A 14,290-nucleotide genomic window follows, 5' to 3' on the forward strand; every position below is an offset into this window, starting at 1 on the left:
GAGAACGGAGAATCAGTCATCCTGCTGGGATGTTCGAGTACGACCAGCCGTTCTACTTCGCCGGCTTGCCCTTCACCGCCCGCCAGGTGCCTCGCAAACTTGCCTGGCTACTGGCCCGCGGCGAGATCCGCCAGTTCCTGAAAGGCGTGTACGTCGACGTCCGGGTACCCGACTCCCCCACCCTCCGCGCCGACGCCCTGCGACTGGTTGTCCCATCCGACGCGATCATCTGCGGCCGGGCCGCAGCCTGGCTCCATGGCATCGAAACCACGGCCCTCGGACCTGAGCCCATGGTCAGCCCACACTGGACCTTCCTCGAACAGCCCTTCGTCGAAACGCAGGGTCTGAAGGTGATCACTCCGGCCGCGACGGCCATCGAGCTCGCCAAGAACCTCAGACTCCCGTTCGCGCTCTCAGCCGTCGATGCGCTCCTCCATGCGGGGGTGGTCAGCTTCCATGAGCTCACAGCAGCGGCCGCGGCGTACTTCGCCGAAGACGACAACTCTCTGGCCGCCCGCGTCATCCGCTACGCCGACCACCGCGCTGCCTCGCCGGCGGAGTCCTGGCTGCGGTTGCGGCTACTGGATGCCGGTTTCGGGCGGCCGGATCTCCAGGTACGTGTGGAGGGGCCGGACCGGGTGTATCGGCTTGACGTCGGGTATCCGGATCGGCCCGTCGACGGGCGGCGGCTCGGCCTCGAGTACGACAGCGACGAATGGCACTCGAGTACGAAGCAACAGCTCCGCGACGAAACCCGCCGTACCGAGCTGGACGCCTTGGGCTGGCACATCATCTCGGTCCGCCGGACCGACCTCTGGGGCTCGTACCCCGCCCTCGAGCTGGCCGTCGGGGCCTTCCTCTGCCAGCACCCTCGCCTTCCCCGCCGCTGGTGACGGCCCGCCGCACCAATGGATTGGTACGGCGGGCCGTGTGGGGCGGACTGGAGGGGTCAGTCGTTGTAGAGGGTCTTGAGGGCGTGGCGGCGTGTGAGTAGCAGGAGGGCGAGTGCGAGTACGCCACCGGAAGTGGTGATCAGCAAGAGGTGGTTGGAAGGGGATACCTCGGCTACGGCGGTTGCTGAGGTGCTGGGGTCGTAGCCGCCGGCCATGCCGACGTCGTTGTAGTGGGTGCCGGGCAGTTTGTCGGAGTAGCGGGCGGAGACGAGTTCCTGGTAAGCGGAGACGGTGATCGGTCGGGCGCCGATCGACTTGACGGCCGACTGGTTGAGCGGTCGCACCTTAGTGCCGGAGAGGGCGTACCAGGCGCCGACCTGAGGCTCGGTGAAGACGAGTGCTCCGGCAGCGGCCGACACCATCCGCGCCTCGGTGTTGCCGGAGGCCACGTTGACCGCATGCCAGGCGCCCTTGGCATCGGGCGTGGTGAAGACGGTCAATGTCCGACCGCCTTGCGCCGCGGTGGTTGCGGCGTACCAGAAGGTCGCGACGGGAGCCGACGCGTCACGCACGAAGGCAGGGTTGAGCGCGTAGATCGGCTGCGTGTCCCGCGCGACACTCGCCGCGGCCTTCGCCGTACCTCCGGCCTTGCCCAGCAGGCTCAGCGCCTCGGACGAACGCGCGGCATTGGTTGCCTTGGACAACTCGGTCGGAGCGACCGGCTGCGGACCCGCCGCATCGGCCAGACCGGCGGCAGCGAAGGTGAAACCGAGACCAGCAGCGAGTACGGCGGCGCAGCGGAGCAGGACGTTCTTCGGGCGGCGCATGTCAGGCTCCGATCCGGTACAGGGAATGCGTCCAGGTGAACTGCGAGTTGGACCGGTACCAGTTGTAGGACGAGTAGTTGTAGCGCGGGTCGTCCGGCCACGGGTTGTAGTACTCGATGGTCGAGTCGGACGCGTCGTACCCGATGATGTCCATCATGTGTCCGCCGCCCGAGGTCCAGCCGATCCGCGTCATCACCGGGCGGCCGGCGGCGATCTCGGTGACGAGCGTGCTGAAGCCGAGCGTGGACGAGACGTAGCTGCCGGCGCTGATCCCGATCGCCCGGAAGGCCCTCTGGTCGTTGCCGAGCGTGGCCTGGTTGTTCGGGCAGGTGCTGTTCATCGAGTAGCCGAAGGCAAGGTTGCAGAACTGGTTCTGCGAGTACGAGCGGCCGTAGAACGCGGCGATACTGTTGCCGCTCGCGGCCCAGCACCAGTTCGACTTCTGCTGGGCCTGGCCGGTGACGTTCAGGTAGTAGCTGCTGGGTGCGGCCGAGGCCGGCGGGGCGAGCGGCGCCAGCGTCACCAGACCGAGGATCGTGGCCAGGAGCAACGACCAGCTGCGACGAGGCACCGGACAGGGCCTGGGGCGGAGCCTGCGCATGAGTCCTCCTTCGAGAGGTACTGCGGGGTGGGCGAGGTCCATCGTCGGGACGGGACCACTGCGCGGCAAGAACTCGGATCGGGGGTGTGAACGGCAACGGCGCGTGAACGAGGCGTGACGAGGCAGTGTCAGCGGGTGCTGTGAATGTTTACACTGCTGCCTTGAAGGAGCGTGGGCCCATGATCAAGCCGGTCGAAGTCCGTGCGGTGACTCCGGAAGCGTCGTTCGCGGAGGCACTGCGGCAGGCGATCGCCCGCCGCGGGCTGGCCCTCAACCGGATCCGGACCCATCTGGCCGACCGCGGGCTGCACGTCGGGGTCGCGACACTCAGCACCTGGCAGAGCGGCCGCCGGATCCCCTGCGAGGATTCGCTGGCGACCGTGACGGCGCTAGAAGAGCTCTTGCAGGTGCCGCCCGGCTGGCTGACCGGACGGATCCCTCCGGCGCGGACCGAGCCGGAGACGGCGCCGCAGCCGTACGCCGTTGTCGACTACGCCGAGGCGCTCACCCGGCTGCTCGACCGGCTCCGCCGTGACGCCCACGGCCGGCTGCGCAACGTGACCGTTCTCGAAGAGGTCCGGCTGGGCGCGGATCGGAGTGCGCACAGCCGGCGGGTCATCCAGAGCGTGGTCGCCGTACAGCCGGTGGATCGGCTGATCATCGCGCACCAGGGCGAGCCGGGCTGCGACGCCGAGCAACTCGCCTTGCGGGCGTTGAGTGGTTGCCGGACCGGCCGGATCGCGCGCTCGCCCGAAGCCGGTGCGATGCTCGGGGAGCTGCTCCTCGACCGGGTCCTCGCGGTCGGCGAGACGGCCGTCGTGCACTACGAGATCGAGGACCGCACCGGGCTGCCGTCGACGGAGTACCAGCGGTTCAGCGAGTGGGGCGGGATGCATTACGTGCTGGAGGTGCAGTTCGACCGGGCCGCGCTGCCGGTCCGCGTCCACGAGATCCGCCGTCGCCACACGTCCGGCCCGAACCTGGTCCACCGCGACCTGATGCTCACCCCCGACGGCCGCGTCCACGTCATCGAAGCCTCCGCAGACCCCGGCACAGTAGGAATCACCTGGGAGTGGGACTAGAGCGCTCCCCGCTCCCGGCCGTCCGCAATTCCGTGGGCTGACCCACCAGTTTGGTGGGTAGACCCATGACCTGCTGGGTTCCTGACCCTGGTTCAGGGTGCAGAACCCCCGACCTGATGGGTCTACCCACCAAATTCGCACTCAGCGACGGGCACTGGACCTGTCGACGATCGGGCGCGGCAGGCGAGGCGCGGGTCAGCGGGTCCGGTGCGGGTCAGCGGGTGCGGTGCGGGTCAGCGGGTGCGGTGCCGGTCAGCGGGTGCGGTGCGGGTCAGCGGGTGCGGTGCGGGTGGGTGCGGTGGACTAGGTGCGGAAGCCGGCGTGGATGTGGTCGTGGTGGGTTTGGTCGGAGAAGTACGCCGTACCGGAGAGTTGGTAGGGGCCGCCTACGTTGTAGGAGCCCAGGGACTCGGTGGCGCGCATGTACGACGTGATGAGCGAGCGGGACGTTGACGGCGCCACGACCGGATGGCCGTCGATCTGCCAGGTGTCGAACGCGCGGCCGCGGGGGTGATCACTCGGGCGATCGGTGCCGAACACGTTGGTGGGGTGGCCGGAGCGGATCACGCTGACGCCGATCCGATAGGTCTTCGCGAGCTCGAGCATCGTGGTGAGCACGCTGTCATGCACCTGCCCGGAGCGGATGTCCGCGGCGGATGCCGGCGGCAACAGGATCTGCTCGCTGGTCAGCACCTGCCGCGCGGCGGCCGACAGGCTCGCAACCGGCGCTCCGGGTCGAGCCGGGTGCTTCGCGGTCACCCGCCACGTCCCCTGCGACGACTTGCTCAGCCGTACGTCGACCGTCGTGCCACCGCTGATCAAACGGTTCTGCCTGATCGAGTACACGCGGCACGGCACCAGCACGCTGGCCGAGTCGCTCAGAATCCCGCCGTACTGCGCGTCGATCACCTCGACCACAGCCTGCGTATCCGTCGGCCGCAACAACTTCACCACCGCCGCCACCGCAAGCCGCTTCACCTGAGGCTGGATCTCCCCCGGCCCCGCCACCCAACTCCGCACGGAGGGCAGGGCAACAGTCGGAGTCGATGTTGGAGACGTCGGCGGCGAACTGGGCGTCAACGAAGGCGTAGACGAAGGAACCGATGAAGGCGTCGATGAAGGAGTCGAAGGTCTTGCACTCGGCTGGTTCTGCGCCGAGGAATCACTGCACCCGACCAGCAGTCCCGCACCCGCGATCAACAACTCCCGCCGCCTGAAACGCCTCATACCCCGCAGTGTCCCCACCCTCACAAGCAGAGGCGGCAGTCCGTGTAATCGCCGAGGTACAACCCATGCTCCGGGCAACGGGCGAAGGCAGCCTCCACCGGATCCGGATCCCACATCCGCGGCAGCTCAACCGGCTCGGTCGGCGGGCTGAACTCCAGGACCAGCCGCTCGTACTCCGCCAGAAACGCTTCGAAGATGCGCGGCTCGTAGCTCAGCAACTCCCACCGAAACCGCGCCTCCGCCAGCCGCACCACGCGCAGCAGGTAGTCCCGCTCCACCTCCCACCCGGCAGCCGGCCACGGCAGCTCGTCCAGATCGAAGCCGTCGTTCCCCATCCCGATCCGAGAGTTGCACAGGAGCAACGCAAATCCGCGCTCGAACTCTGTCTCCGCCAGCTCACACGCAGGCAGCGCAAGCACGTCCAGGAAGATCGCACTCGCTCCGTTGTACAGCTTCAGGCCCGGTCCGTCCGCCGAGCCACGGAACCAGTCGCCCATGGGCGTCTACTGCGTGACGCGGTAGACGTCGAAGACGCCTTCTACGGAGCGGACTGCCTTCAGGACGTGGCCGAGGTGGGTCGGGTCGCCCATTTCGAAGGTGAAGCGGGACTTGGCGATGCGGTCGCGGGTGGTGGTGAGGGCCGCGGACAGGATGTTCACGTGGTAGTCCGACAGCACCCGGGTGATGTCCGACAGCAGGCGGGCCCGGTCCAGCGCCTCGACCTGGATCGCGACCAGGAAGACGGACTGCGCCGTCGGCGCCCACTCGACCTCGACGATGCGCTCGGGCTGGGTCTTCAGGTTCTCCACGTTCGCGCAGTCGGCCCGGTGCACCGAGACGCCCGCGCCGCGGGTGATCCAGCCGATGATCTCGTCACCCGGCACCGGCGTACAGCACCGGGCCAGCTTCGACAGCACGTCGGTCGCGCCCTTGACGATGACACCGGCGTCGCCGCGCGCGGTGCGCTTGCGCCGCTCCTTGGTGGCCGGCAGCCGCATGCCCTCGGCGAGGTCCTCGGCCGCACCCTCCTCGCCGCCGTACGTCTCGATAAGACGCCGTACGACGGCCTGCGCGCTCACGTGCTGCTCGCCCACAGCGGCGTACAGGCCGGTGACGTCCGGGTACCGCAGGGAGTTCGCGACGGCGGTCAGGGTCTCGTGGGAAAGCAGGCGCTGCAGCGGCAGGCCCTCCTTGCGGAGCTGCTTCGCGATCGCGTCCTTGCCGTGCTCGATCGCCTCGTCGCGGCGCTCCTTGGAGAACCAGTGCTTGATCTTGTTGCGCGCACGCGGGCTCTTGACGAACGTGAGCCAGTCCCGCGACGGACCCGCGCCCTGCGCCTTCGAGGTGAAGACCTCGACGACGTCACCGTTCTCGAGGGTGCTCTCCAGCGGCACCAGGCGCCCGTTGACGCGGGCACCGATACAGCGGTGACCGACCTCGGTGTGTACGGCGTACGCGAAGTCCACCGGCGACGACCCGGTCGGCAGCGACATCACGTCGCCGCGCGGGGTGAAGACGTAGACCTCGGCGTTGTTGATCTCGAACCGCAGCGAGTCGAGGAACTCCGACGGGTCGGAGGTCTCCCGCTGCCAGTCGACGAGCTGCCGCACCCAGGGCATGTCGTTCGGCCCGCCGATTTCGGTGCTCGGCGTGGCCGGCGCGACCGACGACGGGTCCTCCTTGTACTTCCAGTGCGCGGCGATGCCGTACTCCGCGCGGCGGTGCATGGAGAACGACCGGATCTGCAGCTCCACCGGCTTGCCCTGCGGCCCGATCACCGTGGTGTGCAGCGACTGGTACATGTTGAACTTGGGCATCGCGATGTAGTCCTTGAACCGGCCGGGGACCGGGTTCCAGCGCGCGTGCATGATGCCCAGGGCGGCGTAGCAGTCGCGGACCGACTCGACCAGAACCCGGATGCCGACCAGGTCGTAGATGTCACCGAACTCGCGGCCGCGGACGATCATCTTCTGGTAGATCGAGTAGTAGTGCTTCGGCCGGCCGGTGACCGTCGCCTTCACCTTGGCGAGCCGCAGGTCCTCGTGCACCTGGTCGATCACGGTCGCCAGGTACTCGTCGCGGGACGGCGCGCGCTCGGCGACCAGCCGGACGATCTCGTCGTACACCTTCGGGTGCAGGGTCGAGAACGCCAGGTCCTCGAGCTCCCACTTGATCGTGTTCATACCGAGCCGGTGCGCCAGCGGGGCGTAGATCTCCAGCGTCTCGCGGGCGATCCGCTCCTGCTTCTCCTGGCGCAGCGAGCCGAGCGTGCGCATGTTGTGCAGCCGGTCGGACAGCTTGATGACCAGCACCCGGATGTCCTTGGACATCGCGACGACCATCTTGCGGATCGTCTCGGCCTGCGCGGACTCGCCGTACCGCACCTTGTCGAGCTTGGTGACGCCGTCGACCAGCATGGCGATCTCTTCGCCGAAGTCGCGGGTCAGGTCCTCCACCGTGTACGGCGTGTCCTCGACGGTGTCGTGGAGCAGCGCGGCGCAGAGCGTGGTCGCGGTCATACCGAGCTCGGCGAGGATGGTGGCAACCGCGAGCGGATGCGTGATGTACGCGTCGCCGCTCTTGCGCATCTGGCCGGTGTGGTACTTCTCCGCGGTCCGGTAGGCGCGCTCGATCATGCCGAGATCGGCCTTCGGGTGGGTCGCGCGGACCACCCGGAACAGCGGCTCGAGCATCGGCGCCCGGTTCGGGTGCCGGGTGCCGCCGAGGCGGGCGAGCCGGGCGCGGACCCGGGCCGGAGCGATCCGCGGCGGTTGGGTCGCAGGCGGCGGCGACACGGGAGCCGGGCGCACCGGCGACGGCGCGCGCGGCGGCTCCTGCGGTACGGCATCCGGCACCGCAGATGTCATCGCCGGGTCTTCGCCCACGTTGTGTCCCTCCGCCGACAGGCCACCAGTCTAGAGGCCAGCGTCCAACGAGGCAGAACCGCCTGTGGACAACACGCCGGGTAAGCCGACGGCGACGGAGAGTTTGCCCGAATTCAGACCGTGACGAGGGCGGTAACGGCTTCGCCTTGGAGGCGTTTGCGGCCGGGGAGGAACGAGAGTTCGAGGAGGACCGCCGTACCGAGGACCTCGGCGCCGCAGCGGCGGATCAGCCGCAGACAGGCCTCGACCGTGCCGCCGGTGGCCAGGACGTCGTCGATGACGAGGACGCGGTCACCGGGAGCGAACGCGTCCTGGTGCACCTCGATCGTCGCCTCGCCGTACTCCAGCGCGTACGACTCCTCGTACGTCGCCGCCGGCAACTTCCCCTTCTTGCGCACCGGCACGAACCCGGCGCCGAGCGCGAGCGCGACCGGGGCCGCCAGGATGAAGCCGCGCGCCTCGATCCCGACCACCTTGTCGACGATCGGCTGCCCGTCGTCGTCCGTCCCGGCCGCCGCCAGCGCCTCCACGACCTGGCCGAAGCCGGTGTGATCGGCCAGCAGCGGGGTGATGTCCTTGAACACCACCCCCGCCTGCGGGTAGTCCGGGATGTCGCGGATGCCGTCCGTGAGCACCTGCTCGAGCGACCGCATCACTTACCGCGCTTCGACCGCGGCTTGCGGGTCGGCTGCGGGCGCCCTGCGGCCGCCGCCTTCATCGGCCGCGACGACGGCGTCGGAGCCGACCCGGTTGCCCGGTCCGCCTTCCGAGGTGTGTCCTGTACGTCGGAACGCGCCGCGGCACCCGACGGCGCGCCGGCCGTGGCCACGCCGACCGGAGCGGCCGCAGCGGCAGCGATCTGCGCCTTCTTGGCGGTCACCCGCTTGTTCAGCGCCTGCATGCCCGGCTCGCGCTCCTTGAAGACCGCGAGCAGCGCCGGCGCGATGAAGATCGACGAGTACGCACCGATCGCGACACCGACGAACAACGCCAGCGACAGGTCCTTGAGCGGGCCGGTGCCGAGCACCGCCGTACCGACGACCAGGATCGCGCCGATCGGGAGCAGCGCGGTGACCGTGGTGTTGATCGACCGGACCACGGTCTGGTTCACGGCGAGGTTGGTCGCGTCCGAGTAGGTGTAGCGGTTCGACCCAGTGATGCCGCGAGTGTTCTCGCGGACCTTGTCGAACACCACGACGGTGTCGTACAGCGAGTAACCAAGGATTGTCAGTACGCCGATCACCGTCGCCGGCGTGACGTCGAAGCCGATCAGCGCGTACAGACCGACAGTGATCGTGACGTCGTGGACCAGCGCGATGATCGCGGCCATCGACGCCTTGGCTTCGCGGAAGTACAGCCAGATCACCGCGAACACCGCGATCAGGAACACGACCAGCGCCAGGATCGCCTTGTCGGCGATCTGCTTGCCCCAGGAGGCACCGATCTGCTGCGAGGTGACCTGCTCGGCCGGGATACCGGCCTCCTTGGCGATCGCCGCGCGCACCGTGCCGATGTCGTTCTGGGCCAGCGGCTTGGTCTGGACCCGGACCTTCTCGTTGTTGATCGTGGTGACGACCGGGTCACCGAGGTCCTTGGCGTTGGTCGCCTTCACCGCGTCACCGAAGTCCTGCACGGTGTGGTCGGTGACCTTGACCTTGGCCTCGTACTCGACGCCGCCCTTGAACTCGATACCGAGCGCCAGGCCGCGGGCGAACAGCCCCGCCAGCGAGATGATGACCAGGACCGCCGAGAGGCTGAACCAGAACTTGCGGTGGCCGATGAAGTCGTAGGAAACCTCACCGCGGTGCAGCTTGGCACCGATCGCTCCGAGCTTCGACATCAGACCTCCCCTCCGACCGGCTTGCGCGTCGACGGCGTCTTCCGCGGCCGGGCCGACGGTTTCGTCTGTCCGGGCAGTCGTTCGACGCCCAGATGCTCCGGATCCAGTCCGGACAGCTTGTGCCCGTGGCCGAAGAAGTCGGTCCGGGCGAGCAGTGTGACCACCGGCTTGGTGAACAGGAAGACCACGACCAGGTCGATCAGCGTGGTCAGGCCGAGCGTGAACGCGAAGCCGCGGACGCTGCCGATCGCCAGCACGTACAGCACCAGCGCGGCGAGCAGCGAGATCGAGTCGGCGGCGATGATCGTGTGCTTGGCGCGGGCCCAGCCGGTCTCCACCGAGGAGCGCAGGCTGCGGCCCTCACGGACCTCGTCGCGCAGTCGTTCGAAGTAGATGATGAACGAGTCCGCGGTGATACCGACGGCCACGATCAGACCGGCGATACCGGCCAGCGTCAGGGTGAACCCGATCGCCTTGCCGAGCAGGATCACCAGGGCTCCGGTGAGGATGCCGGCGGCCGCGAGCGAGAGCACCACGACGATGCCGAGACCGCGGTAGTACAGGAAGCAGAACACGACGACCAGCGCCAGACCGGCGAGACCGGCCCAGATACCCGCGGAGAGCTGGTCACCACCGAGCTGCGGCGACACGGTCTCGACCGAGGAGATGTCGAACTTGATCGGCAGCGCGCCGTACTTGAGCACGTTCGCCAGGTCGCGGGCCTGGGCCTCGGTGAAGGTACCGGTGATCTGCGCCTGGCCGCCCGGGATCGGGCTGTCCACGCTCGGGGTCGAGATGGTCTCGCCGTCGAGCACGATCGCGAACAGGTTCTGGCCCTGGCCGCGCTGCGAGATGGCCGTGGTGGCCTTGAGGAACTTGTCGCCGCCGTCACCGGTGAACTTCAGGTTCACCTGCCACTGCAGACCGTTCTGCGGGATGCCGGCGGAGGCGTCCGACAGGTCGGTGCCGTTCAGGATCGCCGGGCCGAGCAGGTACTTGTAGGTGCCCTCGCGGTCGCAGGAGAAGATCGCCGTGTTCGGGTTGTCGACCTGCTTGTCACCGCACTTGTACGCCGCGAACGCCGCCTGCGTGGCCGCGTCCGGCGTGTAGTTCAGCGGGTCGCCCCCCGCGGCCGGCGTCGACGGGGTCGCGGACGGCGTGGCACTCGGCGTCGTACTGGGCTTCGCGGTCGGCGTCGTACTGGCCTTCGGGGTCGGCGTCGGTGTCGCCCCGCCCAGCGCGCTCGACCAGGCCCGGCCCTTCGGCGTGCTGGTGGGGGTGCTGCTCGGCTTGACCGTGGCGCTCGGCTTCGGCGTCGTACTGGGCTTCGGCGTCGTACTGGGCTTCGGCGTGGTGCTCGGCTTCGGCGTCGTCGACGGAGTGGGCTGCGGCGCGGCGGCATCCGAGCCGTACACGACCCGGAAGTAGAGCAGCGCGGTCTGACCGACCTGCGACACCAGGGATTCCTTCGTGGCGCCCGGAACGGCCACGTTGATGTGGTTCGTGCCGGAGGTGGTGATGTCGGACTCGGCGACACCCGCGCCGTTGACCCGCTGGCCGATGATGTTCTTGGCCTCGTTCAGCTGGTCGGCGGTGACCTTCCCGGTGCCGTCGAACGTGCTGGCGGTCAGCGTGATGGTCGTGCCGCCCCGCAGGTCCAGCCCGAGCTTGGGCTTCCAGGTCTTGGTCAGCGCCATGATCCCGAACAGCAGAACCACCACCACCAGCAAGCCGATCAGGCTCCGCCCGGGGCGGGATGTCGTAGTCGTTGCCACGTCAGTTTCAACCTTTGTACTTCTGGGCGCGCCGCACCGTCAGGTGGACGCCGAACGCCGCGCCGCAGGCCGTTGGGACGGAAAAATCAGTTCTCGGTGTGCGTCGGCGGCAGCTTCGGCGTGTCCTGGACCTTGCCGTCGGCCTTGTCACCGGCCTTACCCGCATCCGGTACGTCGACCTTCTCGGCGTCGTCGTCCGCCGTCTCGGCGGTCTCGTCGGCGGCGGTGGCCTCGGTGGAGGTCTCGGCCTCGTCGGCGGCGGCGTCCTCTTCCGGGATCACCCGGCCGATCGCGGCCTTGACGACCTGGACCAGGACGCCCTCGGAGATCTCCAGCGTCACGTACTCGTCGTCGGTCTCCTCGACGATGCCGACCAGGCCGCTGGTGGTGATCACCTTGGTGCCCGGCACGAGTGCGGCTACGGTCTGTGCCTGCCGCTCGCGCTGCTTACGCTGGGAGCGGCTCATGAACCAGATCATTCCGACGATCAGGATCAGCGGCAGCAGCAGCGTGATGCCGCCACCCCCGGAGGAGGCCATCGGTACGGCGAGGAGTTGCATCGGGTCTCAGAATCCTTCGTCGGCTCGGTTAAGGCGTGCGCCGCGCGAGTGCGCAGGTCGCGGCGGAAGACCTGGAGGTCAGGCCACCGGGGAGTCTAACGCCGCGCGTCAACAACTGCCGCATGACGCCGGGTCACGTTTGCGTTACTCACTACTGGTCGCTACGCAGTGTCTACGTTCCGGCGCCGGCGGAGGTTCCCCGGCGGTCGTCGTGTTCAGTTGAGGTGGAACTCCTTCAGTCCTCATCGGAGTCGAAGAGCGTGTCCGCGAACGTCGCGCCCTTCGGGACCTTGAGCCCGATGTGCCGCCAGGCCGCGGGCGTGGCGACACGACCACGCGGCGTACGGGCCAGGTAGCCCGACCGGACCAGGAACGGTTCGGCCACTTCCTCCACAGTCTCACGTTCCTCGCCGACCGCAACCGCCAACGTGGAAAGACCGACCGGTCCGCCGCCGAATCGGCGGCACAGGGCGTCCAGGACCGACCGGTCCAGCCGGTCGAGGCCCATCTTGTCCACCTCGTACAGATCCAGGGCCGCCTTCGACAGGGCGAGCGTGATGATGCCGTCCGCGCGGACCTCGGCGTAGTCGCGGACCCGGCGGAGCAGCCGGTTCGCGATCCGCGGCGTACCGCGGGAACGGGACGCGATCTCGATCGCGCCCTCGGGCGTGATGTCGACCTCGAGCAGTGCTGCCGACCGGTTCACGATCTTCTCCAGCTCGGCGGCGTCGTAGAACTCCAGGTGACCGGTGAACCCGAACCGGTCACGCAGCGGCCCCGGCAGCAGACCGGCCCGCGTGGTCGCGCCGACCAGGGTGAACGGCGGGATCTCGAGCGGGATCGCGGTCGCGCCCGGACCCTTGCCGACGATCACGTCGACCCGGAAGTCCTCCATCGCCATGTACAGCAGCTCTTCCGCGGGCCGCGACATCCGGTGGATCTCGTCCAGGAACAGGACTTCGCCCTCGCTCAGCCCGGACAGGATCGCGGCCAGGTCGCCGGCGTGCTGGATCGCCGGACCGCTGGTCACCCGCAACGGAGCGGCCATCTCGCTGGCGATGATCATCGCGAGCGTGGTCTTGCCCAGCCCGGGCGGCCCGGACAGCAGCACGTGGTCCGGCGTGCGGTTGCGGCCGCGAGCCGCGTGCAGCACCAGCTCGAGCTGCTCGCTGACCCGGCGCTGACCGCCGAACTCGGACAGGGTGCGCGGCCGCAGCGCGGACTCGATCTTGCGTTCCTCGAGGTCCACCGCGTCGGCGGAGACCAAGGGGCGAACGTTGTCTTCCATCGCCTACGCCCCCTTTTATGCCTTGGAAAGAACGCGCAGCGCGGCGCGCAGCAGGTCGGGAACGGACGGGTTCGGGTTGTCGGCGGCGAGCGGCGACACAGCGGTGACCGCGTCCTCGGCATCGCGGGCAGACCAGCCCAGGCCGACCAGACCGGCGTGTACCTGGTCGCGCCAAGCCTCCTGCGCCTGCAGCGGCCGGCCGCTCACCGTCCTGGACGGCGCACCGATCTTGTCCTTCAGCTCGAGCACGATCCGCTGCGCACCCTTCTTGCCGATCCCCGGAACCTTCACCAGTACGGCGAGATCTTCGGTCGCGACCGCCTGGCGCAACTGGTCCGGGCTCAGCACCGCCAGCGCGGCCTGGGCGAGCTTCGGCCCGACACCGGACGCAGTCTGCAACAGCTCGAACAGGGTCTTCGCGTCGTCGTCGGCGAACCCGTACAGCGTCAGCGAGTCCTCACGAACCACCATCGACGTGGCGATCCGCGCCTCCTGCCCCGGGCGCAAACCGGCCAGCGTGCCCGGGTCGCAGTACACCTGCAGGCCGATCCCGCCGACCTCGACGACGGCACTGTCCAGCCCGATGGCCGCCACCGGTCCACGTACAAAGGCGATCATCGCCACCCTCCAAAACCGTTCATCACCGTGCTCACCGCTTGCCCTGCTGCGCCGCCACCGCGGCCCGCAGCCTCGCCACCTGCAGCCGTGACTGTGCCTGCGCCGTCGCCTCGAGATTCGCCCGGCTGGTAGCCGCTTCCTGCAGCTTGCTCGCCACTCCCCCGCGCCAGACCTGGCAGATGGCCAGCGCCAGCGCGTCCGCGGCGTCCGCGGGCGTCGGACGCTCGCTCAGTTTGAGGATCCGGGTGACCATCGTGGTCACCTGCTCTTTGTCCGCGCGACCGGATCCGGTGACCGCGGCCTTCACCTCGCTCGGCGTGTGCAGGGCGACCGGCAACCCGCGACGGGCCGCGACCACCATCGCGATCCCAGAGGCCTGCGCCGTACCCATCACCGTCCGGACGTTGTGCTGCGCGAACACGCGCTCGACCGCGACCGCGTCCGGCTGGTACCGGGCGATCCACGCGTCGAGCTCCTCCTCGATCAGCACGAGGCGTTTGGAGACGTCCAGGTCGGCCGGCGTCCGGATCACCCCGACGGCGACCAGCGCCGGCGGCTTCCCCGGGGTCCCCTCGACGACGCCGAGGCCGCACCGGGTCAGTCCCGGGTCGACGCCGAGCACCCGCATGGCCACCTCCGAACGTTTGTTCGACAACCCTAGTCGGAGGCGTCAGGAGTTCAGAAATCGACGCGC

At 68.8% G+C, this 14,290-nt stretch carries 14 protein-coding genes; 2 read left to right on the forward strand and 12 right to left on the reverse strand.

The window, feature by feature from the left end; genetic code table 11:
* The first annotated feature begins 29 nt into the window (after window positions 1–29).
* Complete coding sequence (locus tag EV647_RS21980; RefSeq protein WP_134005702.1) at window positions 30–893, forward strand: hypothetical protein; 864 nt, start codon at window positions 30–32, stop codon at window positions 891–893.
* A gap of 56 nt (window positions 894–949) precedes the next feature.
* On the opposite strand, the gene EV647_RS21985 is transcribed toward EV647_RS21980, so the two are convergent.
* Both EV647_RS21985 and EV647_RS21990 read right to left on the reverse strand, forming a co-directional pair.
* Window positions 950–1,720: a hypothetical protein gene (locus EV647_RS21985; protein WP_134005704.1), complete on the reverse strand. Its 771-nt coding sequence runs from the start codon at window positions 1,718–1,720 to the stop codon at window positions 950–952.
* Window position 1,721: 1 nt separating this feature from the next.
* Complete coding sequence (locus EV647_RS21990) at window positions 1,722–2,321, reverse strand: papain-like cysteine protease family protein (RefSeq protein ID WP_134005706.1); 600 nt, start codon at window positions 2,319–2,321, stop codon at window positions 1,722–1,724.
* Window positions 2,322–2,500: 179 nt separating this feature from the next.
* Between EV647_RS21990 and EV647_RS21995 the strand changes: the two genes are divergently transcribed.
* Complete coding sequence (locus EV647_RS21995) at window positions 2,501–3,403, forward strand: hypothetical protein (RefSeq protein WP_134005708.1); 903 nt, start codon at window positions 2,501–2,503, stop codon at window positions 3,401–3,403.
* 303 nt (window positions 3,404–3,706) lie between these two features.
* On the opposite strand, the gene EV647_RS22000 is transcribed toward EV647_RS21995, so the two are convergent.
* The 10 genes from EV647_RS22000 to ruvC form a co-directional block, all read right to left on the reverse strand.
* Window positions 3,707–4,423, reverse strand: coding sequence for a hypothetical protein (locus tag EV647_RS22000; protein ID WP_238177329.1), 717 nt, complete (start codon window positions 4,421–4,423; stop codon window positions 3,707–3,709).
* Between the two features lie 227 nt (window positions 4,424–4,650).
* Window positions 4,651–5,127, reverse strand: coding sequence for a hypothetical protein (locus EV647_RS22005; protein ID WP_134005710.1), 477 nt, complete (start codon window positions 5,125–5,127; stop codon window positions 4,651–4,653).
* 6 nt (window positions 5,128–5,133) lie between these two features.
* On the reverse strand, window positions 5,134–7,497 hold the full coding sequence (locus EV647_RS22010; RefSeq protein ID WP_238175750.1) for a bifunctional (p)ppGpp synthetase/guanosine-3',5'-bis(diphosphate) 3'-pyrophosphohydrolase: 2,364 nt from the start codon (window positions 7,495–7,497) through the stop codon (window positions 5,134–5,136).
* A gap of 131 nt (window positions 7,498–7,628) precedes the next feature.
* Window positions 7,629–8,168 carry an adenine phosphoribosyltransferase gene (locus EV647_RS22015; protein WP_134005714.1) on the reverse strand — a complete coding sequence of 180 codons (540 nt, stop codon included), beginning with the start codon at window positions 8,166–8,168 and terminating at the stop codon, window positions 7,629–7,631.
* Window positions 8,168–9,355 carry a protein translocase subunit SecF gene (gene secF, locus EV647_RS22020; RefSeq protein WP_134005716.1) on the reverse strand — a complete coding sequence of 396 codons (1,188 nt, stop codon included), beginning with the start codon at window positions 9,353–9,355 and terminating at the stop codon, window positions 8,168–8,170. The genes EV647_RS22015 and secF overlap by 1 nt, the downstream gene beginning before the upstream one ends.
* Window positions 9,355–11,130 (reverse strand): protein translocase subunit SecD, encoded by a 1,776-nt coding sequence (gene secD / locus EV647_RS22025; protein ID WP_238177330.1) that lies wholly within the window; start codon window positions 11,128–11,130, stop codon window positions 9,355–9,357. The genes secF and secD overlap by 1 nt, the downstream gene beginning before the upstream one ends.
* A gap of 86 nt (window positions 11,131–11,216) precedes the next feature.
* A complete protein-coding gene (gene yajC, locus EV647_RS22030) occupies window positions 11,217–11,690 on the reverse strand; it encodes a preprotein translocase subunit YajC (protein ID WP_134005717.1) in 474 nt (157 codons plus the stop codon).
* Window positions 11,691–11,925: 235 nt separating this feature from the next.
* A complete protein-coding gene (gene ruvB, locus EV647_RS22035) occupies window positions 11,926–12,978 on the reverse strand; it encodes a Holliday junction branch migration DNA helicase RuvB (protein ID WP_134005719.1) in 1,053 nt (350 codons plus the stop codon).
* A 15-nt stretch (window positions 12,979–12,993) separates the two neighbouring features.
* Window positions 12,994–13,596, reverse strand: a complete 603-nt coding sequence (ruvA, locus tag EV647_RS22040) for a Holliday junction branch migration protein RuvA (RefSeq protein WP_134005721.1) — start codon at window positions 13,594–13,596, stop codon at window positions 12,994–12,996.
* 31 nt (window positions 13,597–13,627) lie between these two features.
* Window positions 13,628–14,224, reverse strand: coding sequence for a crossover junction endodeoxyribonuclease RuvC (gene ruvC, locus EV647_RS22045; RefSeq protein WP_134006056.1), 597 nt, complete (start codon window positions 14,222–14,224; stop codon window positions 13,628–13,630).
* Window positions 14,225–14,290 lie beyond the last annotated feature (66 nt).

The sequence above is a fragment of the Kribbella sp. VKM Ac-2566 genome (assembly GCF_004366005.1).
Lineage (GTDB): Bacteria > Actinomycetota > Actinomycetes > Propionibacteriales > Kribbellaceae > Kribbella > Kribbella pratensis.